Below are 20,987 nucleotides of genomic sequence, written 5' to 3' on the forward strand. Positions count from 1 at the left end.
CCCTCAGCCGAACCGGGTGGCCAGCCAGCGTTCCAGCCAGTGGATCGAATAGTTCCCCGACAGGATGTCGGGTTCCCGCAGCAGGGCCGTGAACAAGGGAACGGTGGTATCGACACCATCCACGATCAATTCGCCCAGGGCACGGTCCAGCCGGGCCAGGGCCTCGGGCCGGTCGCGGCCATGGACGATCAGCTTGCCGATCAGGCTGTCGTAATAGGGCGGAATGGAATAGCCGTCGTAAAGCGCGCTATCCACCCGCACGCCGAGGCCGCCCGGCGCATGATACTGCGTGATCCGCCCCGGCGAGGGGGCGAATCCGGGCAGCTTTTCGGCATTGATGCGGACCTCGATGGCATGGCCGCGGATGACCAGATCCTCCTGGCGGAACTCCATCTCTTGTCCTGCGGCCACCAGGATCTGCTGGCGAACCAGATCGACGCCGAAAATCGCCTCGGTGACGGGATGTTCGACCTGCAGGCGGGTGTTCATCTCGATGAAGTAGAACGCCCCATCCTCGTACAGGAACTCGATCGTTCCGGCTCCGGCATAGCCGATCTTGGCAACGGCCTCGGCGCAGGTTCTGCCGATACGAGCCCGCTCCTCGGCGGTGATGGTGGGGCCGGGGGCTTCTTCCAGGACTTTCTGGTGGCGGCGCTGCAGCGAACAGTCCCGCTCGCCCAGATGCACCGCGCGGCCCTTGCCGTCGCCGAACACCTGGATTTCGATATGGCGCGGCCTCTGGAGGTATTTCTCAAGATAGACATCGGGATTCCCGAAAGCGGCCTTGGCCTCGGCCCTTGCGGTGCGAAAGGCGACCTCGAGCCCCTTGGCGTCTTGGGCGACCTTCATGCCCCGACCGCCCCCGCCGGCCGTGGCCTTGACGATGACCGGATATCCGATGCCCTGGGCAATGCGCAGGGCCGCTTCGACATCGTCCACGCCGCCGTCGCTGCCCGGCACGCAGGGAACGCCCAGCGCCTTCATCGTGTCCTTGGCGGTGATCTTGTCGCCCATGATGCGGATATGTTCCGCGCGGGGGCCGATGAAGGTGATGCCGTGATCCTCGACCATCTGCACAAAGGCGGCGTTTTCCGACAGGAACCCATAGCCGGGATGGATGGCCTGCGCGCCCGTGATCTCGCAGGCCGAGATGATGGCAGGCATGGACAGGTAGCTGGCCGAGGAGGGCGCGGGACCGATGCAGACCGATTCGTCGGCCATGCGGACATGCATCGCATCGGCGTCGGCGGTGGAATGGACCGCGACCGAGGCGATGCCCATTTCGCGGCAGGCGCGAATCACGCGCAGGGCAATCTCGCCCCGGTTGGCGATCAGGATCTTGTCGAACATCCGCGCCTCACTCGACGACCATCAGGGGGGCGCCGAATTCGACCGGGGTGCCGTCGTCCACCAGAATGCGCCTGACGGTACCGGCGCGGGGCGAGGGAATGTGGTTCATGGTCTTCATCGCCTCGACGATCAGCAGCGTATCGCCCTCGGCCACGGTCTGGCCGATCGTGACAAAGGGGGCTGCACCCGGTTCGGCGGACAGATAGACGGTGCCCACCATGGGCGACGTCACCGCCCCCGGCAGGATGGCAGGATCGCCGCTGACGGCGGGCAGGGATGACGGTGCCGCCGCCGGTGCAGCAGACGCGGGGGCGGCAACCGGCGAACCGCCGGGGGTGGCCGCGATCTGGGTGATCTGGCGGGCGTGCTTGGACAGGCTGACGGTCAGGCGGTCATGTTCGCCGTATTCGCGCTTGACCGACAGTTCCGACAACTCGCTTGCATTCAACAATTCGGCCAGCGACTGGATGAAAGCCACATCGCCTTCGTGATGCTTGCCGTCCTTGGAGTCATTGCTCATGCGGTCCTCTGCCATGTTTTATGATGCCGCTGCCCTGCCTGACTGCGGCAAATTGCCTGCTTATAGACAGGATAGCCGGTCAAGGAAAAGGGTATGATGCCGTTCGCCGCGATCAAGGGCGGCGTGCCGCCTTTTCGGTCAGGCCCGAGGTTCCCGCGCGGCGCTCAAGCTCGGCCTCGACCTCGGACAGGGAAACGTCGCGCGCGGCCAGCATGACCAGCAAATGAAAGATCACATCGGCGGCCTCGGCCGTCAGGCGGGCCCGGTCGCCTTTGACAGCCTCGATGATGGCCTCGACGGCTTCCTCGCCGAACTTTTCGGCGCATTTCTCGGGGCCTTTGGCCAGCAGCCGGGCCGTCCAACTGTCATCGGGACTGGCGGACGTGCGGGCGGCGATGGTGGCGGCAAGATCGTGGATCGCGCTCATGTCAGCCTCATGGGGATGCCGGCGGCGGCCATATGCGCCTTGGCCTCGGCGATGGTATGGGTCCCGAAATGAAAGATGGACGCCGCAAGAACCGCGCTGGCATGGCCCTGGATCACGCCTTCGACCAGGTGGTCCAGCGTGCCGACCCCGCCCGAGGCGATCACCGGAATGTTGACGGCATCGGCAATCGCACGGGTCAGGGGAATGTTGAAGCCCGCGCGCGTGCCGTCGCGGTCCATGCTGGTCAGCAGGATTTCGCCGGCGCCCCTGGCCTCGACGGTGCGGGCGAATTCCACGGCGTCGATGCCGGTGGGCCGGCGCCCGCCATGGGTGAAAACCTCCCACCGGCCATCGGCCACGGTCTTGGCGTCGATGGCCACGACGATGCACTGGCTTCCGAACCGGTCGGCAGCCTCGGCCACGACATCGGGATTGGCGACGGCGGCCGAATTGAAGCTGACCTTGTCGGCGCCCGCCAGCAACAGCGCCCGCACGTCCCCATGCGTTCGCACGCCGCCGCCCACGGTCAGCGGAACGAAACACTGTTCGGCGGTCCGTGTCACCAGATCGAACATGGTGCCGCGGTTTTCATGGGTGGCATGGATGTCCAGAAAACAGATCTCGTCCGCGCCCGCCGCGTCATAGGCGCGCGCGGCCTCGACCGGATCGCCCGCATCGATCAGGTCCACGAAGTTGACGCCCTTGACGACGCGGCCATCGGCCACGTCCAGGCAGGGAATGATCCGGGTCTTGAGCATGTCGCGTTCCTTGCGGTCCGCGCCCCTGATAGGGCCAAATGCCCCCCGCGACCAGAGGGCAGGCCCTGCCTGCCCCCGGCAGCATAAGAACTGGAACCGGACCGGCTTTCGCTGCTAGAGACCTTTCGGAACGCTTGGGCGAAAGGATTGCCGATGGATGACCTGCAGAAATCCGAACCGCGCCTGACATCGCTGTCCCATGGCGGCGGCTGCGGCTGCAAGATCGCGCCGGGTGTCCTGACCGGCCTGCTGCGCGGCACGGCGATGCTGCCCGTGCCCGAGGCGCTGATGGTCGGGATCGAAACCTCGGACGATGCCGCCGTGTATCGCCTGAACGACCGGCAGGCCCTGGTTGCGACGACCGACTTTTTCATGCCGATCGTGGACGATCCGCTGGATTTCGGGCGGATCGCCGCCACGAACGCGATCAGCGATGTCTATGCCATGGGGGCGACGCCGATCATGGCGCTGTCACTGGTGGGAATGCCGATCAACACCTTGTCCCCGGAAACCATTGCGCGGATTCTGGAGGGCGGCGCCATGGCCTGCCGCGATGCGGGCATCCCCATCGGCGGCGGCCACACCATCGATTCGGTCGAGGCGATCTATGGCCTTGTCGCCCTGGGCATCGTCGATCCCGGCCACGTCAAGCGCAATTGCGGCGCGCGGCCCGGCGACGTTCTGATCCTGGGCAAGCCCTTGGGCGTGGGGGTGATGTCGGCAGCCCTGAAAAAGGGATTGCTGTCCGACCGGGGCTATGCGGCCATGATCGGCGCCACGACCCGCCTGAACACCCCCGGCCCCGACCTGGCCCGGCTGCCCGATGTTCACGCCATGACGGATGTGACCGGCTTTGGCCTGGCCGGACACGCGCTGGAAATGGCGCGGGGGTCGGGCTGCGACCTGCATCTGGACTGGGGGGCGGTGCCGTTTCTGCCAGAGGTGCGCACGCTGGCAGGTGCGGGCCATGTGACCGGCGCCTCGGGGCGGAACTGGGCCAGCTATGGGGCCGATGTGACGCTGGCCGACCCCCTGACGCCCCAGGACCGGGCCCTGCTGACCGATCCGCAGACCAGCGGCGGACTGTTGGTCGCCTGCGCGCCCGCCCAGGCGGATGCGGTCCTGGCGATCTTTCGCGACCATGGCTTTGACGAGGCCGCCGTGATCGGGCGCGCCGCGCCGGGACCGGGCCGGCTGCTGGTCGCCTAGATGGCCCACGGGCATGTCACCCTTGTGACGGGCGGCGCGCGGTCCGGCAAGTCGGCCCTGGCCGAGCGTCTGACGCTGCGCCATGGCGGCACGCCCGTCTATATCGCCACCGCCGAGGCGCGCGACACCGAGATGGCCGCCAGGATCGACCTGCACCGCCAGCGGCGCGGCGCGGGCTGGCAGGTCATCGAGGAGCCGGCCGATCTGGTCCAAGCCCTGCGCCGCAGCGATGGTGCGGGGGCGCGATTGGTCGATTGCCTGACCCTGTGGCTGGCCAATTGCGGCGAGGATGCCGATATTCCCCGGCTGGCCGGGACATTGCGCGCCATGCAATCGCCGGTGGTGCTGGTGACGAACGAACTGGGCCAGGGAATCGTGCCCGCAAACGCCGTGGCACGCCGTTTCCGCGACCGTCATGGCTGGATGAACCAGACCATCGCTGCTGCGGCCGACCAGGTCTGGATGGCCGTCAGCGGACAGCCGCTGCGCCTGAAGCCCGGAAAGGACGATCCCGATGAAGTCCTTTGACAGCGCCGCCGCCGCCCAGGCCCGCGCGCGTCAGGACAGCCTGACCAAACCCCCCGGATCGCTGGGCCGGCTCGAGGATCTGGCCGTGTTCATGGCGGGCTGGCAGGGTCGCGCCCGCCCCCGGCTGGATCACGCGCAGGCCCTTGTGTTCGCCGGAAATCACGGGGTGGTGGCGCAGGGGGTCAATCCCTTTCCCGCTGCGGTGACCGGGCTGATGGTCCGCAATTTCGATGCCGGCGGCGCGGCGATCAACCAGCTTTGCCGCGTCGCGGGCGCGGACCTGACGGCGATCCCCCTGGATCTCGACCGCCCGACCGCGGATTTCACCCAGGGTCCGGCCATGACACGGCCCGAGGTCGAGGAGGCCATGCATATCGGCGCCAATGCGGTCAATCCCCAGGCCGACGTGCTGATTCTGGGCGAAATGGGCATCGGCAACTCGACGGTCGCGGCCGCGCTTGCGGCCTCGGTCTGGGGGGGAGGAGCGGCGGATTGGGTGGGGCCGGGGACCGGCGCCACGGGCGACATTCTTGCCAACAAGCTGCGGGCGGTCGATGCGGGTCTGGCACGGCATCGCCCCACGACAGCCGCCGAAACCCTGATGGCCTTTGGCGGGCGCGAGCAGGCGGCAATCTGCGGCGCGGTCATGGCGGCGCGTCATCAAGGCATCCCGGTGATCCTTGACGGGTTTATCTGCACCGCCGCCGCCGCCGTGCTGACCCGCGACGATCCCGACGCCCTGGTCCACTGCCTGATCGGACACCAAAGCGCCGAGCCCGGCCATCGCCGCCTGATCGCCTGTCTGGACAAGCAGCCCGTCCTGTCGCTGGACCTGCGGCTGGGCGAAGGGTCGGGGGCGGCCATCGCCCTGATGATCCTGCGCGCGGCCGTTGCCTGCCATGACGGCATGGCCACCTTTGCCGAGGCCGGGATTGGTTAGGCTGAACCAGCTTTGCCTGGCAGTTGTCTTTTTGACCCGCCTGCCGCTGGGCCGCCTTCTGCCGCCGCGGGCCATGCCCCTGGCCCCGGCCATGTGGGCCTTTCCCCTGGCGGGGGCGGTCGTCGGCGTGATCGCGGCCCTGCCGCTGATGGCGGACGGCCCGCCCTTGGTGCAGGCGGCGCTGTCGCTGGCGCTGTCGGTCTGGCTGACCGGCGCCCTGCACGAGGATGCCCTGGCCGATTTCGCCGATGCCGCCGGCGGACGCACGGTGCAGGACCGGTTGCGGATCATGCGCGATTCGCATCTGGGCGCCTATGGAACGATGGCGCTGATCTGCATCTCGGCGCTGCGGATCGCCGCCTTGTCGGTGGTCGGCCCTGCCGCGCTGATCGCGTCGGCGGCAGGGGGGCGGACGGCGGCGGTCGTGGCGGCACGAATGCTGCCCGCGGTCCGGCGCGACGGTCTGGGGCATGGCGCAGGCCGGCCCGGCCTCGCCACGACCGGGGCGGCCGTCGGTCTGGCCTGTCTGATCCTGCTTCCCACGGGAACGGATGGTCCTGTCGCGGCGATGGCGGCGATCATTGTCCTGTTTCTGATCATCCGGCAGGCCCGGTGCTGGATCGGCGGGCAGACCGGCGATGTCCTGGGTGCGGCTTCGGTGTGCTGCGAAACGGCCATGCTGCTGGTGTTTGCATGGCTGACGTAAGGGCCGCGTCGCGAGAACCTTGACCGGTTTTTTCCCTTGGCGCATACCGCCACAAGATAACGGCTGGCCAGTCCCTGAAACGGCCGGTCAAGGGGGAGGATCATCCATGAGCGGCCTTTTGGCCCTGTCGCGCGGCATTGACCGCGTCAATACCGTGATCGGCCGGAACGTGTCCTGGCTGATCCTGCTGGCGATCTTCGTCAGCGCCACCAACGCCATCATCCGCAAGGTTTTCAGCGTCTCGTCCAACGCCTGGCTGGAATTGCAGTGGTATCTGTATGGCGGCGCGTTCCTCCTGGCGGCGGCCTATACCCTGCTGGAAAACGAACACATCCGCATCGACATCGTGTTTACCGCCTGGTCGCGCCGGGTCCAGCACTGGATCGAGCTGTTCGGACATGTCTTTTTCCTGATGCCCTTCGTACTGCTGACGTTGTGGCTGACCTGGCCCTGGCTTGCCCGGTCCTATCGCACGGGCGAGATGTCGATGAACTCGGGCGGGTTGATGCTGTGGCCCGCCAAGGCGTTGCTGTTCACGGGTTTCGTGCTGCTGTTCCTGCAGGGCCTGTCAGAGATCATCAAGAAGATCGCCGTGATGCGGGGCATCATCCCCGACTATAACGCCCCCATGGGGCACCATGCTCCGCTGGATCTGGACGAGGAATTGCTGAAACAGGCCGGTTTCGCCGACCCGAACCACCCCCTGACCGACCTGCCGGTGGACGGGACGCGCAAGGACGACCGCACATGATGGAACTTATTGCGCAGAACATGGCGCCGATCATGTTCGTTTCGCTGATCGTCTTTCTGCTGCTGGGCTATCCGGTGGCCTTCGCGCTGGCCGCGAACGGGTTGCTGTTCTTCGTCGTGGGCGTGGAACTGGCGCCGTTGTCGGGCGGTTCGATCAACCTGTCCTGGCCCTTGCTGGGCGCCCTGCCGGACCGCTTTTTCGGGGGGGTCGTCGCCAATGAGACATTGCTTGCCATTCCCTTCTTCACCTTCATGGGGATCGTGCTGGAAAAATCCGGCATGGCCGAGGATCTGCTGGACACCATCGGCCAGCTTTTCGGCCCGATCCGCGGCGGGCTTGCCTATGCGGTCATCATCGTCGGCGCGCTGCTGGCGGCGACGACGGGCGTCGTGGCCGCGTCGGTGATCGCCATGGGCCTGATCTCGCTGCCGATCATGCTGCGCTATGGCTATGACCGGCGGATCGCGTCAGGCACCATTGCGGCATCGGGAACCCTGGCGCAGATCATCCCGCCTTCGCTGGTGCTGATCGTGCTGGCCGACCAGTTGGGCCGGTCGGTGGGCGACATGTACAAGGGCGCGCTGATCCCCGGTCTGGTGCTGACCGGGTTCTACATGTCCTACATCTTCCTCATGTCGATCATCCGTCCCCATTACCTGCCCGCCCTTCCGAAAGAGGCGCGGACGCTGGGGTCCGGCGTCACCTCGCTGGCCGTGGCCCTGGCCATCGCCGGGGGCATCTTCTGGCTGACGACGCGCTGGCTGGGACCGGAACACGCGGGCGACGCGCCCATCTGGGGCCTGGTGATCGCGGTCACGGTGATCTATGTCGTCGCCTTGATCGACAAGGCCAGCGGCATCAACATGATGTCGCGGCTGGCCCAGCAGGTCATCATCGTGCTGATCCCGCCGCTGGCGCTGATCTTTCTGGTGCTGGGAACGATCTTCCTGGGCATCGCCACACCGACCGAAGGCGGGGCCATGGGGGCCGTCGGCGCCCTGTTCATGGCGGGGATCAAGCGCCGCCTGTCGATGGACGTGATCCGGCAGGCGCTCTATGCGACGACGCGGCTGTCGGCCTTCGTGATGTTCATCCTGATCGGTGCGCGGGTCTTTTCGCTGACCTTCTACGGCGTGAACGGGCACCTGTGGGTCGAACACCTGCTGACCTCGCTGCCGGGGGGCGAATACGGCTTCCTGATCGTCGTGTCGATCCTGGTGTTCCTGCTGGCCTTCTTTCTGGACTTCTTCGAACTGGCCTTCATCATCGTGCCCCTTCTGGCCCCCGCGGCCGAGGCCTTGGGCATCGACCTGATCTGGTTCGGGGTGATCCTGGGCGTGAACATGCAGACCGCCTTCATGCACCCGCCGTTCGGCTTTGCGCTGTTCTATCTGCGGTCGGTGGCGCCCAAGGCGGATTACATCGACAAGGTGACGGGGCTTCGCATGGCGCCGGTCAAGACCGGCCAGATCTACTGGGGCGCGGTGCCGTTCGTGTGCATCCAGCTTGTCATGATCGGGGTGGTGATCGCCTTTCCGGGAATGGTCATGCACTACAAGGGGGCTCCGGTCGATACCTCGAACATCCGGCTGGAGATTCCGGCGGGCAACCTGGGCAGTTCGGGCGGCAGCGGCGGCGGCTTCGGCACGCTGGGGGGCCTGGGCGGGTCGCCCTTCGGCCAGCAGCAGGCCCCGGCCGGCGATGGCGGCACGGCGCCCTCTGGCGGGCTGGGCGGGCTGGGCGGCCCACCGCCCGGCCTGGGCGCGCCCGCGACGCCGGCACCCGCGCCTGCACCCGCACCCGCCCCGGCCGAGGGTACGGCACCCGCCACGCCCGCGCCCGCCGAGGGGACGGCCCCCGCAACGCCGCAGCCGGCCCCATCCTCGGGCGGGCTTGGGCTGGGCGGTCCGCCGCCCGGCCTCGGCGGCGGTAACTGACCAACAGAAAAGGCCGGGCGGAATGCCCGGCCTTTTCCTTGTTGTCGATGACGGCAGTCAGCCCTGGTTCGGCGTCAGCTTGCCGTTGCGCTGCTGGATCATCATAAAGGTGTCATAGGTATAGTCCGCAGTCTGGCTGTACAGATACCAGTCGTCGCGGAACTGCAACTGCGCCTCGTACTGCCGCTTGAAATCCTCGTTCTCTGCCGACAGCTCGGCATAGACCTCGTTCGCGGCGGCAAAGGCGGCATTCAGGATCTCTTCGCTGAACGATCGCAACTGCGCACCCGATGCGGCCAGTTCCTTCAGCGCGGTCGGGTTCTTGTAGTCGTATTTCGCCAGCATGTTCTGGTCGGTCGCCTGACAGCAGGTGCGCAGCAGCGCCTTGTAGCTTTCGGGCAGTTCGTCGTACTTCGCCTTGTTGGCAAAAAAGCTGACCGTCGGGCCGCCTTCCCAGAAACCGGGGTAGTAGTAATAGGGTGCGACCTTCTGGAAGCCCAGCTTGTTGTCGTCATAGGGGCCGACCCATTCGGCGGCGTCGATGGTGCCCTTTTCCAGCGACGGATAGATGTCGCCGCCCGCGATCTGCTGCGGAACCACGCCCAGCTTTTCGACTACGCGACCGGCCAGGCCGGAAATGCGCATCTTGAGGCCCTGCAGGTCGGCGACGCTGTTCACCTCCTTGCGGTACCAGCCGCCCATCTGTGCGCCGGTATTGCCGCAGGGATAGGCGACAAGCCCCTGGGTTTCCAGGAACTGGTTGTATTGGTCGATCCCGCCGCCCTGATAGTTATAGGCGTTCTTGGCGCGCGCGCTGAAGGTAAAGGGCAGGTCGGCGCCGGGGGCAAAGGCCGGGTTCTTGCCCCAGTTGTAATACCCGACCGAATGCGCCGTTTCCACGGTGCCATCGGCGGCGGCATTGATGGCGTCCAGACCGGGCACGATCTCGCCCGCGGCAAAGACCTGGATGTTGAACTTGCCGTCAGACGCTTCGCGCAGCCGCTGTGCCAGTTCCTCGCCGCCGCCATAGATCGTGTCCAGCGATTTGGGAAAGGACGAGGCCAACCGCCAGTTGATGGTGGGGGCTTCCTGAGCGATTGCGGGGGCCGCAAGGGTGGCCCCGGCCGCCGCGGCAACGCCACCGACCGACGCCTTGGTCAGAAACGACCTGCGGTGCAGGTTACTGGAATCTTTCATAAACTCTCCTCCGATAAGGGCAATCGGGATCGTTGCCCAACGGGGTCGCCCCCCGAATGAGGTGCAGTTTAGCCGGTGATTGCCGCCTGTCGAGGGGCCAGCACGCCTCTGCCCGAAAAAATGAAACCGTCCCCGGCATCCGCGCGGGGACGGCCTTTGTCTGCAGCAGGCCGACGTTTACCGCAGGATGCTGCGCCCGGCGTATTCGGCGGTGGCGCCCAGCATTTCCTCGATGCGGATCAACTGGTTGTATTTTGCCAGCCGGTCCGACCGCGCCAGGCTGCCGGTTTTGATCTGGCCGCAGTTGGTGGCCACCGCCAGATCGGCGATGGTCGCATCCTCGGTCTCACCGGACCGGTGGGACATCACCGATGTATAGCCCGCCCGGTCGGCCATGCGCACGGCGTCCAGCGTCTCGGACAGGGTGCCGATCTGGTTGACCTTGACCAGCAGGCTGTTGCCGCAGCCCTTTTCGATCCCCTCGGCCAGACGGCGGGGGTTGGTCACGAACAGGTCGTCGCCCACCAGTTGCACGCGGCTGCCAAGCCGGTCGGTCAGCATCCTCCAGCCGTCCCAGTCATCCTCGGCGCAGCCATCCTCGATCGACAGGATCGGATAGTCGCCGCAGAGCGCGGCCAGATAGTCCACGTTCTCGGCCGAGGACAGCGATTTGCCTTCGCCCGCCAGTTCATACCTGCCATCCTTGAAGTATTCGGTCGCGGCGCAATCGAGCGCCAGCATGATGTCGTCGCCCGGCGTGTAGCCGGCCTTTTCCACGGCGCGCAGGATGAAATCCAGCGCGTCGCGGGTGGACGACAGGTTCGGGGCAAAGCCCCCTTCGTCGCCCACGCCGGTCGCCAGGCCCGCCGCCGACAGTTCCTTTTTCAGCGTGTGGAACACCTCGGACCCCATGCGCACGGCGTCGCGGATGTTCTCCGCGGAAACCGGCATGATCATGAATTCCTGGATGTCGATGGGGTTGTCGGCATGTTCGCCGCCGTTGATGATGTTCATCATCGGCACCGGCAGAATCCGCGCGGCGGTGCCGCCGACATAGCGGTACAACGGCTGCTGGCAGGCGTCAGCCGCAGCCTTGGCCACCGCCAGCGACACGCCCAGGATCGCGTTGGCCCCCAGACGGCCCTTGTTCGGGGTGCCGTCCAGTTCGCACATCATCGCGTCGATGGCGCGCTGTTCGGTCGCATCCTCGCCGATTAGGTTCTCGGCGATCTCGCCGTTGACGGCCGCCACGGCCTCCAGCACGCCCTTGCCCATGTAGCGGGCCTTGTCGCCGTCGCGCTTTTCCACCGCCTCATGCGCGCCTGTGGACGCCCCCGAGGGCACCGCGGCCCGGCCCATGGTGCCGTCTTCCAGCGTCACATCCACCTCGACCGTCGGATTGCCCCGGCTGTCCAGAATCTCGCGCGCGAAAATGTCGATGATGGCGGTCATGGGTGCCCCCTGATGTTTCGTGTCGGCGCCTTCTTAGCGACCGCAAGGGCAGGCCGGAAGCCGAAACTTCAGGGCTGCTCGATCTCGGCCCAGATCGGCAGGTGGTCGGATGCCTCACGCGCCGCGGCACCGGTAAAGACGCCATGCCGCAGCAGGGTCAGATGGTGCGACATGGCGATGCGGTCCAGCCGGAACTGCGGCAGCGGGGCGGGATAGGACGGGCCGGGGGCGACGACCCGGAATCCCGTCAGCGATTCCAGCCCGCGGCTGTCGTGCCATTCGTTGAAATCGCCCATCAGCACGATGTTGTCGTCCGCGATCCGCGCCGCCTGCGCGGTGATCCGCGCCAGTTGCGCCCGGCGCGAGGATCGCGCGAGCCCCAGATGCACGCCGATCACCGTCAGCCGGGGCAGGCGCAGCACGACCGCGCCGCGCGGCTCCAGCCCCGGCAGGGGCAGGCGGCGCAGCACCGCCTGTTCGGCCAGGTCGGGGCGCATCAGGATCGTCTGCCCGTGCCAGCCCAGGGAATTTTCGCCCGTGGTCGCCATGTCTGCGGGGACCAGCCCGGTCGCGTCACGGATCAGGCGGCGGGGCAGGGCCTCGGGACGGGCGCCCAGCCGGAAATCGACCTCTTGCAGGGCGATGATGTCGGGTTTCAGGGCGGCGATGACGGCAAGGTTGCGTTCCGGCGCGTGCGGGCCGGTCAGGCCACGACATTTGTGCAGATTGTAGCTTGCCAGTCTCAACAAAAATCAAACCTTTTGCGCTTTCCGCAGGATAGCCGCGGGGGGGATTGCCGCAAGGGGCATCGTTGAAATCCCGGCTGTCAGGTGCCGCAGAACGTCTGATGGACGATCTGGTCGCTGCGCGGCGGCGCGGCCAGATCGTTCCAGTCCTCGCGCCTGTCGCGGGGATGGGTCACGGCGTCGAACAGGCGGCGGAACGGCGACAGGTCGTCGGCAAGGGCTGCGGCGATGGCGTCCTCGATCCGGTGGTTGCGGGGAATGCGCAAGGGATTGGCATGGCGCATCAGGTCCGCATCAGGGGAAAGCGCCTGCCAGTCCCTGTGCCAGTCGTCAAAGGCGTCGCGGTCAACGAATTCGTCGCGGGCGGTGCCGTCGGACAGGCCGGCAAAGACGCGGGTGAAATCGGCGCGCTGCTGCGCCATGATCGTCAGCAGGCGTTCGGCCAGGGGCTGCGCCTTTTCCGCATCGGTCAGGCCCAGCTTTTCGCCGAAGCGGCGCCTCCACGCGGCCTGATAAAGCGGCGCAAAGCTGTGGACGGATTTCGTCGCGGCTTCGACGGCGGCGTCGCGGTCGCCCATCAGGGGAATCAGGCATGTCGCCAGTTGCGCCAGGTTCCAGACCGCGATCTGCGGCTGCTGCGCCCAGGCATAGCGCCCGCCCCGGTCGATCGAGGAAAACACCGTGTCCGGGTGATAGGCATCCATGAAGGCGCAGGGACCATAGTCAATGGTTTCGCCCGACACCGCCATGTTGTCGGTATTCATCACCCCGTGGATGAAGCCAAGCGCCATCCAGTGCGCGATGGTTTCCGCCTGCCGCGCCACGACATGATCCAGCAGCGACAGCGGACCGTTGGCCGTCGGATAATGGCGGGCGACGACATGATCGGTCAGGGCCGCCAGCGCCTCCTCTTGCCCCCGCACGGCGAAATACTGAAAGGTGCCGACGCGGATATGGCTGGCGGCAACCCGGGTCAGGACGGCGCCGGGCAGCCCGCTTTCGCGCCACACCGTTTCCCCCGTGGCCACCGCCGCCAGGGCCCGCGTGGTCGGCACCCCCATGGCATTCATGAATTCGCTGACGACATATTCGCGCAGCACCGGACCCATCCAGGCCCGCCCGTCGCCGCGCCGGGAAAAGGGCGTCGGCCCGCTGCCCTTCAACTGGATGTCGAAGCGCGCGCCATCGGGGGCCACGACCTCGCCCAGAAGAACGGCGCGGCCGTCGCCAAGCTGCGGCACGAAGCCGCCGAACTGGTGGCCGGCATAGGCCTGGGCGATCGGATCGGCCCCCTGTGGAATGTCGTTGCCCGCCAGCATCGCCACGCCGTCCGGGCCGGTCAGCCAGTCGATGTCCAGGCCCAACCGCCGCGCCAGGGCGTCATTCAGGGCCAAAAGCCGGGGCTGTGCCACCGGCGTGGGCGCGACACGGGCATAGAACCCCTGCGGCAGACGGGCATAGCTGTTGTCGAAATGGATCATCGCTGTCTCCTCCACCGTTAGATAGGGCATGTCGGCCGCATTGCCAGACCGCACCCTTGCGTGCCTTGGACCAAGCGCGTATCGCATCATCCCCAAAGGAGCCTGCCCATGAAATTCCTCGACCTCGCCAAAGTCTATATCCGTTCGGGCGGGGGCGGTGCGGGCTGCGTGTCGTTCCGGCGCGAGAAGTTCATCGAATACGGCGGTCCCGACGGCGGCGACGGCGGCAATGGCGGCGACGTCTGGGCCGAGGCGGTCGAGGGGCTGAACACCCTGATCGATTTCCGCTATCAGCAGCATTTCTTCGCGAAATCCGGCCAGCACGGCATGGGCAGCCAGATGACCGGCAAGTCGGCGGATGATGTCGTGCTGAAGGTGCCGGTCGGGACCGAGATCCTCGAGGAAGACGAGGAAACCGTCATCGCCGACCTGACCGAACCCGGCCAGCGGGTGTTGCTGGCGCGCGGCGGCAATGGCGGCTGGGGAAACCTGCATTTCAAGACCTCGACCAACCGTAGCCCGCGCACCGCCAATCCTGGCCAGCCGGGGGTGGAACGCACGATCTGGCTGCGGCTCAAGCTGATCGCGGACGCGGGGCTGGTGGGCCTGCCGAATGCCGGGAAATCCACCTTCCTGGCCGCCGTGTCCAACGCCCGGCCCAAGATCGCCGATTATCCCTTTACGACGCTGCACCCGAACCTGGGGGTGGTCGGCATCGACGGCCATGAATTCGTCATGGCCGACATCCCCGGCCTGATCGAGGGCGCCAGCGAGGGCAGGGGCCTGGGCGATCAGTTCCTGGGCCATGTCGAACGGTCGCGGGTGCTGCTGCACCTGGTCGATGGCACCTCGGACGACGTGGCGGCCGACGCCCGCACCATCCTGACCGAACTGGCGGCCTATTCCCCCGTGCTGATGGAAAAGCCCCGCGTCACGGCACTGAACAAGATCGACGCCCTGGACGACGAGACCATCGCCGAGCGCAAGGCCGGGCTGGAGGCCGAGATCGGCGGTCCGGTCCTGCTGATGTCCGGCGTAGCCAGGCTGGGCGTGACCGAGGTTCTGCGCGCCCTGTGGACGCGGATCGAGCCATCCCGCCATGCGGCGGCACGCACCGAGCCCGAGGCGCCATGGCAGCCGTAAGCCCGTCCCTGACCGGGGCGCGGCGGCTGGTCGTCAAGGTCGGCTCGGCGCTGCTGGTGGACGCGCAGGGGCTGCGCGGCGACTGGCTGCGGGCCTTGTGCGACGATGTGGCCCTGTGGCGCGCGCGGGGCTGCGATGTGGTGCTGGTGTCGTCGGGGTCCATCGCGCTTGGGCGCCGGGTGCTGAACCTGCCCGCCGGTGCCCTGCCGCTGGAACAGGCCCAGGCCGCTGCCGCCGTCGGGCAGATCCGGCTGGCCCGCGCCTATGAGGAGGCCCTGGCCCCCCACGGCGTCACGACCGCCCAGGTGCTGCTGACGCTGGAGGACAGCGCGGACCGGCGCCGTTATCTCAACAGCCGGGCGACCATGCAGACGCTGCTGGGCCTGGGGGTCGTGCCCATCGTCAACGAAAACGACACGGTCGCCACCGACGAGATCCGCTTTGGCGACAACGACCGGCTGGCCGCGCAGATCGCCGTGACCTGCGGTGCCGACCAGTTGCTGCTGCTGTCGGACGTGGACGGGCTTTACACCGCCAACCCCAAAACCGACCCGACCGCCCGGCATCTGCCCCTGATCGAGCATCTGACCCCCGAGATCGAGGCCATGGGCGGCGATCCCGTATCGGGCCTGTCCAAGGGCGGGATGAAGACCAAGCTGATGGCGGCGCGCACGGCCATCGCGGGGGGCTGCGCCATGGCCATCGCCGAAGGCTCGGTTTTGCGGCCCTTGTCGGCGGTGGCCAGCGGCGCCCGGTGCAGTTGGTTCCTGCCCGAAAGCGATCCCCAGACCGCGCGCAAACGCTGGATCGCGGCGATGAAGCCCAAGGGGGCCCTGGTCCTGGACGAGGGGGCGGTCGAGGCACTGGGCCGAGGGAAGTCGCTTCTGCCCGCAGGGGTGCGCACGGTGATCGGCGACTTTGGGCGGGGCGATCCCGTGGCCATCACCGGCCCCGCGGGCGAAACGCTGGCCACTGGCCTGTGCCGCTATACCGCCGACGAGGCGCGGCGCATCGCCGGTCACCGATCCGCGCGGATCGAGGAGCTTCTGGGCTATCCGGGCCGCGCCGCGCTGGTTCATCGCGACGACATGGCGCTGTAGCAGCGGCCGCGCCGTCCCGCCCCGACCTTGCGGGCGGGGCGGCGGGTTTCAGCCTGCCGGGATCACGCCGCCTTCTTGCCGCCGCCATAGCGGTCATAGAAGGTCTGGCCGCTTGTGGCGATATCGCGCAACAGCGGAGGCGCGGCAAAGCGGTCGCCCTGTTCGGCGGTCAACCGGCCGCAGATCTCGACGGCGCGGGCGGCGCCCAGCATGTCCAGCCAGGCAAACGGCCCGCCGGACCACGGCGCGAAACCCCAGCCGAGGATTGCCCCCACATCGCCTTCGCGGATATCCTCCAGAACGCCCTCCTCGAAGGCGCGGACGGCCTCCAGCGTCTGGATGAACATCAGGCGGTGCTGGACGGTGGTCAGATCCGGCTGGTCGTCGGCCTGGGGATAGCGCGCCGCAAGCCCGTCCCAGAAGCCCTGCCGCTTGCCGTCCTCGCCATAGGCATAGAAGCCTGCGTTCGACTTGCGGCCCAGTCGGCCCTGATCGGCCATCCAGAACAGCACCTCGTCCACGGCGCCGTCGGGATAGTCCTCGCCCATGCCCGCACGGGTGGCCTTGGCGATCTTGACCGCCAGGTCGATGGAAATCTCATCGACCAGTTGCAGCGGCCCCAGCGGCATCCCCATCAGCTTGGCGGCATTTTCGATCAGCACCGGGTTCACCCCTTCGGCAACCATGCGGATGCCTTCGTTGATATAGGGGATGATGCAGCGGTTCGCGTAGAAGAAGCGGGCGTCGTTGACCACGATAGGCGTCTTGCGGATCTGGCGCACGAAATCCAGCGCCTTGGCGACGGCGCGGGCACCGGTCTCGCGGCCCTTGATGATTTCGACAAGGGCCATCTTGTCCACCGGGCTGAAGAAGTGGATGCCGATGAACTGGTCCGGGCGACTGCTGGCTTTCGCCAGGTCGCTGATCGGCAGGGTCGAGGTGTTGGTGGCGAAGATCGCGTCCTGCGGGATCACGGCTTCGGCCTTTTTCGTCACCTCGGCCTTGACCTGCAGGTCTTCAAAGACCGCCTCGACGATCAGGTCGCAGCCCTCGAGGGCGGCATAGTCGGTGGTGGCGGTGATATGTCCCAGCACCTCGGCCTTTTTCTCGGGAGTCGATGTCTTGCGGCTGATGGCCTTGTCCAGCAGGCTTTCGGAATAGGCCTTGCCCTTGTCGGCACTGGCCTGGGCCGCGTCGATCAGCACAACGTCGATCCCCGCCATGGCGCTGACATAGGCGATGCCCGCGCCCATCATGCCCGCGCCCAGGATGCCCACCCTGCGCACGGTCTGGTCCGGCGCCCGGGGACGGTTGGCACCTTTCTCCAGCGCCTCCTTGTTGATGAACAGGCTGCGGATCATCGCGGTGCTGGACGGGTTCATCAGGACGTTGGTGAACCAGCGCGCCTCGATCCTCAGCGCCGTGTCGAAGGGCACCTGCGCGCCCTCATAGACCGTCGACAGCAGCGCCTTGGCGGCCGGATAGACGCCCATCGTCTTGCCGTTGACCATCGCCGAGGCGCCGACAAAGGTCATGAAGCCTGCCGGATGGAACGGCTCGCCTCCGGGCATCTTGTAGCCCTTGGCATCCCAGGGCTTGACCAGATCGGCGGCGGTGGCATTCAGCACCCAGTCCCGCGCCGCGGCCAATGGATCGGCGACAACCTCGTCGATCAGGCCGGCGGCCTTGGCCTTTTTGGGGTCGGACAGCTTGCCTTCCAGCAGATAGGGCGCGGCGGCCATGGCACCCAGCTTGCGCGATAGGCGGATGGTGCCGCCGCCGCCGGGAAAGATGCCGACCATGATCTCGGGCAGGCCGATCTTGGCGCGGGCGTTGTCGGCGGCAAAGATGCGATGTGTCGCCAGCGGCAGTTCCAGCCCGATGCCCAGCGCGGTGCCGGGCAAGGCGCTCGCGATGGGCTTGCCGCCCTTCAGCGTCTTGGGGTCCATGCCCGCACGCTCGATCTTGCGCAGCACATGGTGCAGCGACATGATGCCGTCGAACACCGCCTGCGCGCCGCCCTGCTTCATCTGCGCGATGACGTTCAGGTCCATCCCGGCGGCAAAGTCCTTTTTCCCGCTGGTGATGACGATGCCCTTGACGGACTGGTCCGCCAGCGCATCGTCGATCAGCGCGTCCAGTTCGGAGGCGCCCTCCATCGACAGCACGTTCATCGACTTGCCCGGCACGTCCCAGGTGATGATCGCGACGCCATCGGCGTGTTTCTGCATGGTGAAATCGGTCATTCGTTCTCTCCCTTCGTCGGGTAGGGGGTGCCGTCCAGATGCGTGTATCCCTGCGGCGTAGCCAGCAGGTCGAGGCCCGGATAACGGCAGATGTTTTCGGGGTTCCGGCTGCCCGCGATCAGATAGACCGCCGGCTGGTCAGTGTTGTTCTTCAAAGTATGCGCAACGGCCGTCCCGGCCTTCCAGCAGCAGGCATCGCCCGGATGGATGATCGTCGGCACGCCGTTCTCGATCACCGTCAGGGCGCCTTCCAGTATGTACAGGAACTCGTCATCGTGCTGTTCCCAGTGCGGCTGGCTCGACTGCTTGCCGGGGTGCAGGGTTTCCAGCGCAACGCCAAACTGCGTCAGCCCGCCAGCCTCGGTCAGGTGGCGATAGGACAGGAAACCGCGCCCCAGATTGTAGGGTTCGGGATAGTCTGACACAGCCTCGGTCACAGGCACGCTGTCCTTGCGCAGGATCATCACACCCGCTCGATGATGGTGGCCGCGCCCATGCCCGACGCGATGCACAGGGTGGCAAGGCCAATATTCTTGTCCTGCCGTTCCAGTTCGTCCAGCAGCGTGCCGATGATGATCGCGCCCGTCGCGCCCAGCGGATGCCCCAATGCCATGGCGCCGCCATTGACGTTGACGCGGGCGGGATCGACCTGGAACGCCTGCATGAAGCGCAGGACCACGGCGGCAAAGGCCTCGTTCACCTCGAACAGGTCGATGTCGCCGATCGACAGGCCGCTGTCGGCCAGGATTTTCTCGGTCACGGGAACCGGGCCGGTCAGCATGATGGTGGGGTCGGTCCCGATCTTGGCGGTGGCGCGGATGCGGGCACGGGGGCGCAGGCCGTGGGCCTTGCCGAATTCCTCGTTTCCGATCAGCACGGCGGCGGCGCCGTCCACGATGCCGCTGCTGTTGCCGGCGTGGTGGATATGGTCGATCCGGTCCAGATGCGGATATTTCAGCATCGCCACCTTGTCGAATCCCGGCATCACCTCGCCCATGTCCTTGAAGGCGGGCTTCAGCTTGGCCAGATCCTCTATCGTGGTGCCGGGACGCATGTATTCGTCGCGGTCCAGGATGGTCAGGCCGTTCTGGTCCCTGACCGGCACGATGGATTTGTCGAACCGGCCCTCGTCCCAGGCCTGCGCCGCGCGCCGCTGGCTTTCGACCGCCAGTTTGTCGGCCTCTTCGCGGGTGAAGCCGTATTCGGTGGCGATGATGTCGGCGCTGATCCCCTGCGGCACGAAATAGGTCTTCATGGCCAGCGAGGGATCGACCGCAATGGCCGCGCCGTCGCTGCCCATGGCCACGCGGCCCATCATCTCGACGCCCCCGGCGATATAGGCCTGTCCCGCGCCGCCCCGGATCTGGTTGGCGGCCAGGTTCACGGCCTCCATGCCCGATGCACAGAAGCGATTGATCGACAGGCCGGGAATGCGTTCGTCCAGGTCGGAGGCCAGCACGGCGGACCGCGCCAGGCAGCCGCCCTGTTCCTTGACCTGGGTGACGTTGCCCCAGATCACATCCTCGACCGCGTGGCCTTCAAGGCCATTACGCTCTTTGATTGCGTTCAGCAGCCGGGCCGACAGCGCCAGAGAGGTCACTTCGTGCAGGCTGCCATCGGGGCGGCCCTTGCCGCGCGGCGTGCGGGCCGCGTCATAGATGAATGCGTCGGTCATGCGTCCTCCTTGGGCGCCCGGTCCGATGGGTTGCCGGGCATCAGGTCATAGGGGTGTTTCCAGCCGGGCAGGGCGGCGATGCCATCCAGCCAGCGGTCGATATGGGGCCAGGCCTTGCGGTCGAAACCGAAGGGCTCGGGATAGAACAGGTATCCGCAGCAGGCGAAATCGGCGATGGTGGGGGCGGCGTCTGCAATCCAGTCGCGCGCGGACAGGTGGTCGTCCAGAACCCTGTAGGCCGCCTTCAGGCGGCCCTGCAGATATTCGGCCGCCCCGGCAGGGCGCTTGTCTGCAGGCAGGAAGTTCAGTAGGAAACGGGCCGGGCCTGCCTGCCCCGACAGCTTGTGATTGTCGAACATCAGCCAGCGCAGGGTTTCGTTCCGATCAGGGCCCAGGAATTTTCCGGTCCGCTCGGCAATGTGGATCTGGATCACGGCCGATTGCGTCAGGGTCAGATCGCCCTCGCGGAAGACCGGCACCTCACCCATGGCATTGATCGCATGGAAAGCCGGGCTGCGCGCCTCGCCATTGAAGAAGTCCACATAGACGGGCGTCCAGTCATAGCCCGCCAGTTCCATCGTCAGCGCCGCCTTGTAGGCATTGCCGGATTCACCAAAGCACCAGAGTTGCGCGGTCATTCTGTTCCTCCATCCACCGGGGGCTTCGCGCCCCCGGACCCCCGCGGGGTATTTTTCGCAACGAAGAAGGCGCGTGGCTTAACCATTTTTCAACCCGTATCCGCCAGGCTGGCCGCACGGTACAGGCTGGGGAGCCGATGACCGTCAACGGAGAAGTCGTCCCGGTTCCTGGCTGAGACATGC

The 20,987-nt window shown here is 66.8% G+C and carries 20 protein-coding genes; 8 read left to right on the forward strand and 12 right to left on the reverse strand.

Going from position 1 to position 20,987, the window contains the following annotated elements; genetic code table 11:
- Positions 1-3: 3 nt before the first annotated feature.
- The 4 genes from accC to hisF all read right to left on the reverse strand — a co-directional run bounded on the left by accC (position 4) and on the right by hisF (position 3,055).
- Complete coding sequence (gene accC, locus EYE42_RS07650) at positions 4-1,350, reverse strand: acetyl-CoA carboxylase biotin carboxylase subunit (protein ID WP_130990718.1); 1,347 nt, start codon at positions 1,348-1,350, stop codon at positions 4-6.
- A gap of 7 nt (positions 1,351-1,357) precedes the next feature.
- On the reverse strand, positions 1,358-1,870 hold the full coding sequence (gene accB / locus EYE42_RS07655) for an acetyl-CoA carboxylase biotin carboxyl carrier protein (protein WP_130990719.1): 513 nt from the start codon (positions 1,868-1,870) through the stop codon (positions 1,358-1,360).
- Positions 1,871-1,982: 112 nt separating this feature from the next.
- Positions 1,983-2,297, reverse strand: a complete 315-nt coding sequence (locus EYE42_RS07660; RefSeq protein WP_130990720.1) for a phosphoribosyl-ATP diphosphatase — start codon at positions 2,295-2,297, stop codon at positions 1,983-1,985.
- The gene (gene hisF / locus EYE42_RS07665) at positions 2,294-3,055 is read right to left on the reverse strand and encodes an imidazole glycerol phosphate synthase subunit HisF (RefSeq protein WP_130990721.1); all 762 of its coding nucleotides are present in this window, start codon (positions 3,053-3,055) and stop codon (positions 2,294-2,296) included. Before hisF ends, EYE42_RS07660 begins: the two co-directional genes overlap by 4 nt.
- Before the next feature lie 153 nt (positions 3,056-3,208).
- Here hisF and selD point away from each other — a divergent pair, with 153 nt between their 5' ends.
- The 6 genes from selD to EYE42_RS07695 all read left to right on the forward strand — a co-directional run bounded on the left by selD (position 3,209) and on the right by EYE42_RS07695 (position 9,126).
- Complete coding sequence (gene selD / locus EYE42_RS07670; RefSeq protein WP_130990722.1) at positions 3,209-4,264, forward strand: selenide, water dikinase SelD; 1,056 nt, start codon at positions 3,209-3,211, stop codon at positions 4,262-4,264.
- Positions 4,265-4,792 carry a bifunctional adenosylcobinamide kinase/adenosylcobinamide-phosphate guanylyltransferase gene (gene cobU / locus EYE42_RS07675; protein ID WP_130990723.1) on the forward strand — a complete coding sequence of 176 codons (528 nt, stop codon included), beginning with the start codon at positions 4,265-4,267 and terminating at the stop codon, positions 4,790-4,792.
- Positions 4,779-5,732, forward strand: coding sequence for a nicotinate-nucleotide--dimethylbenzimidazole phosphoribosyltransferase (gene cobT / locus EYE42_RS07680; protein ID WP_130990724.1), 954 nt, complete (start codon positions 4,779-4,781; stop codon positions 5,730-5,732). Before cobU ends, cobT begins: the two co-directional genes overlap by 14 nt.
- On the forward strand, positions 5,725-6,438 hold the full coding sequence (locus EYE42_RS07685; RefSeq protein ID WP_246020639.1) for an adenosylcobinamide-GDP ribazoletransferase: 714 nt from the start codon (positions 5,725-5,727) through the stop codon (positions 6,436-6,438). The genes cobT and EYE42_RS07685 overlap by 8 nt, the downstream gene beginning before the upstream one ends.
- Before the next feature lie 106 nt (positions 6,439-6,544).
- Complete coding sequence (locus tag EYE42_RS07690; protein ID WP_130990726.1) at positions 6,545-7,189, forward strand: TRAP transporter small permease subunit; 645 nt, start codon at positions 6,545-6,547, stop codon at positions 7,187-7,189.
- The gene (locus EYE42_RS07695) at positions 7,186-9,126 is read left to right on the forward strand and encodes a TRAP transporter large permease (protein WP_130990727.1); all 1,941 of its coding nucleotides are present in this window, start codon (positions 7,186-7,188) and stop codon (positions 9,124-9,126) included. The genes EYE42_RS07690 and EYE42_RS07695 overlap by 4 nt, the downstream gene beginning before the upstream one ends.
- Before the next feature lie 57 nt (positions 9,127-9,183).
- Here the strand turns inward: EYE42_RS07695 and EYE42_RS07700 are convergent, their stop codons facing one another.
- The 4 genes from EYE42_RS07700 to EYE42_RS07715 form a co-directional block, all read right to left on the reverse strand.
- On the reverse strand, positions 9,184-10,305 hold the full coding sequence (locus tag EYE42_RS07700) for a TRAP transporter substrate-binding protein (protein WP_130990790.1): 1,122 nt from the start codon (positions 10,303-10,305) through the stop codon (positions 9,184-9,186).
- A gap of 195 nt (positions 10,306-10,500) precedes the next feature.
- Complete coding sequence (gene eno / locus EYE42_RS07705) at positions 10,501-11,775, reverse strand: phosphopyruvate hydratase (RefSeq protein WP_130990728.1); 1,275 nt, start codon at positions 11,773-11,775, stop codon at positions 10,501-10,503.
- Between the two features lie 68 nt (positions 11,776-11,843).
- Complete coding sequence (locus EYE42_RS07710; protein ID WP_246020643.1) at positions 11,844-12,521, reverse strand: endonuclease/exonuclease/phosphatase family protein; 678 nt, start codon at positions 12,519-12,521, stop codon at positions 11,844-11,846.
- A gap of 80 nt (positions 12,522-12,601) precedes the next feature.
- Positions 12,602-14,002: a protein adenylyltransferase SelO gene (locus tag EYE42_RS07715; RefSeq protein ID WP_130990730.1), complete on the reverse strand. Its 1,401-nt coding sequence runs from the start codon at positions 14,000-14,002 to the stop codon at positions 12,602-12,604.
- Between the two features lie 108 nt (positions 14,003-14,110).
- Between EYE42_RS07715 and obgE the strand changes: the two genes are divergently transcribed.
- Positions 14,111-15,145, forward strand: a complete 1,035-nt coding sequence (gene obgE / locus EYE42_RS07720; protein ID WP_130990731.1) for a GTPase ObgE — start codon at positions 14,111-14,113, stop codon at positions 15,143-15,145.
- Entirely contained in the window at positions 15,133-16,245 is a 1,113-nt protein-coding gene (gene proB, locus EYE42_RS07725) for a glutamate 5-kinase (RefSeq protein ID WP_130990732.1), read from the forward strand. Before obgE ends, proB begins: the two co-directional genes overlap by 13 nt.
- A gap of 62 nt (positions 16,246-16,307) precedes the next feature.
- Here proB and EYE42_RS07730 read toward each other — a convergent pair whose 3' ends face one another.
- Genes EYE42_RS07730 through EYE42_RS07745 form a run of 4 tightly spaced genes read right to left on the reverse strand, consistent with a single transcriptional unit; the run spans position 16,308 to position 20,804 of the window.
- A complete protein-coding gene (locus EYE42_RS07730; RefSeq protein ID WP_130990733.1) occupies positions 16,308-18,491 on the reverse strand; it encodes a 3-hydroxyacyl-CoA dehydrogenase NAD-binding domain-containing protein in 2,184 nt (727 codons plus the stop codon).
- Positions 18,488-18,955, reverse strand: coding sequence for a cupin domain-containing protein (locus EYE42_RS07735; RefSeq protein WP_130990734.1), 468 nt, complete (start codon positions 18,953-18,955; stop codon positions 18,488-18,490). The genes EYE42_RS07730 and EYE42_RS07735 overlap by 4 nt, the downstream gene beginning before the upstream one ends.
- Positions 18,955-20,166 carry an acetyl-CoA C-acetyltransferase gene (locus EYE42_RS07740; protein ID WP_130990735.1) on the reverse strand — a complete coding sequence of 404 codons (1,212 nt, stop codon included), beginning with the start codon at positions 20,164-20,166 and terminating at the stop codon, positions 18,955-18,957. The genes EYE42_RS07735 and EYE42_RS07740 overlap by 1 nt, the downstream gene beginning before the upstream one ends.
- Positions 20,163-20,804: a glutathione S-transferase family protein gene (locus EYE42_RS07745; protein WP_130990736.1), complete on the reverse strand. Its 642-nt coding sequence runs from the start codon at positions 20,802-20,804 to the stop codon at positions 20,163-20,165. The genes EYE42_RS07740 and EYE42_RS07745 overlap by 4 nt, the downstream gene beginning before the upstream one ends.
- Positions 20,805-20,987: the final 183 nt, after the last annotated feature.

The sequence above is a fragment of the Paracoccus subflavus genome (genome assembly GCF_004310345.1).
Lineage (GTDB): Bacteria > Pseudomonadota > Alphaproteobacteria > Rhodobacterales > Rhodobacteraceae > Paracoccus > Paracoccus subflavus.

Bases quoted from the DNA above. Each gene is read 5' to 3' on its own strand.
- accC (WP_130990718.1), bottom strand. From the start codon at position 1,350: ATGTTCGACAAGATCCTGATCGCCAACCGGGGCGAGATTGCCCTGCGC.
- accB (WP_130990719.1), bottom strand. From the start codon at position 1,870: ATGAGCAATGACTCCAAGGACGGCAAGCATCACGAAGGCGATGTGGCT.
- EYE42_RS07660 (WP_130990720.1), bottom strand. From the start codon at position 2,297: ATGAGCGCGATCCACGATCTTGCCGCCACCATCGCCGCCCGCACGTCC.
- hisF (WP_130990721.1), bottom strand. From the start codon at position 3,055: ATGCTCAAGACCCGGATCATTCCCTGCCTGGACGTGGCCGATGGCCGC.
- selD (WP_130990722.1), top strand. From the start codon at position 3,209: ATGGATGACCTGCAGAAATCCGAACCGCGCCTGACATCGCTGTCCCAT.
- cobU (WP_130990723.1), top strand. From the start codon at position 4,265: ATGGCCCACGGGCATGTCACCCTTGTGACGGGCGGCGCGCGGTCCGGC.
- cobT (WP_130990724.1), top strand. From the start codon at position 4,779: ATGAAGTCCTTTGACAGCGCCGCCGCCGCCCAGGCCCGCGCGCGTCAG.
- EYE42_RS07690 (WP_130990726.1), top strand. From the start codon at position 6,545: ATGAGCGGCCTTTTGGCCCTGTCGCGCGGCATTGACCGCGTCAATACC.
- EYE42_RS07695 (WP_130990727.1), top strand. From the start codon at position 7,186: ATGATGGAACTTATTGCGCAGAACATGGCGCCGATCATGTTCGTTTCG.
- eno (WP_130990728.1), bottom strand. From the start codon at position 11,775: ATGACCGCCATCATCGACATTTTCGCGCGCGAGATTCTGGACAGCCGG.
- EYE42_RS07715 (WP_130990730.1), bottom strand. From the start codon at position 14,002: ATGATCCATTTCGACAACAGCTATGCCCGTCTGCCGCAGGGGTTCTAT.
- obgE (WP_130990731.1), top strand. From the start codon at position 14,111: ATGAAATTCCTCGACCTCGCCAAAGTCTATATCCGTTCGGGCGGGGGC.
- proB (WP_130990732.1), top strand. From the start codon at position 15,133: ATGGCAGCCGTAAGCCCGTCCCTGACCGGGGCGCGGCGGCTGGTCGTC.
- EYE42_RS07730 (WP_130990733.1), bottom strand. From the start codon at position 18,491: ATGACCGATTTCACCATGCAGAAACACGCCGATGGCGTCGCGATCATC.
- EYE42_RS07735 (WP_130990734.1), bottom strand. From the start codon at position 18,955: ATGATCCTGCGCAAGGACAGCGTGCCTGTGACCGAGGCTGTGTCAGAC.
- EYE42_RS07740 (WP_130990735.1), bottom strand. From the start codon at position 20,166: ATGACCGACGCATTCATCTATGACGCGGCCCGCACGCCGCGCGGCAAG.
- EYE42_RS07745 (WP_130990736.1), bottom strand. From the start codon at position 20,804: ATGACCGCGCAACTCTGGTGCTTTGGTGAATCCGGCAATGCCTACAAG.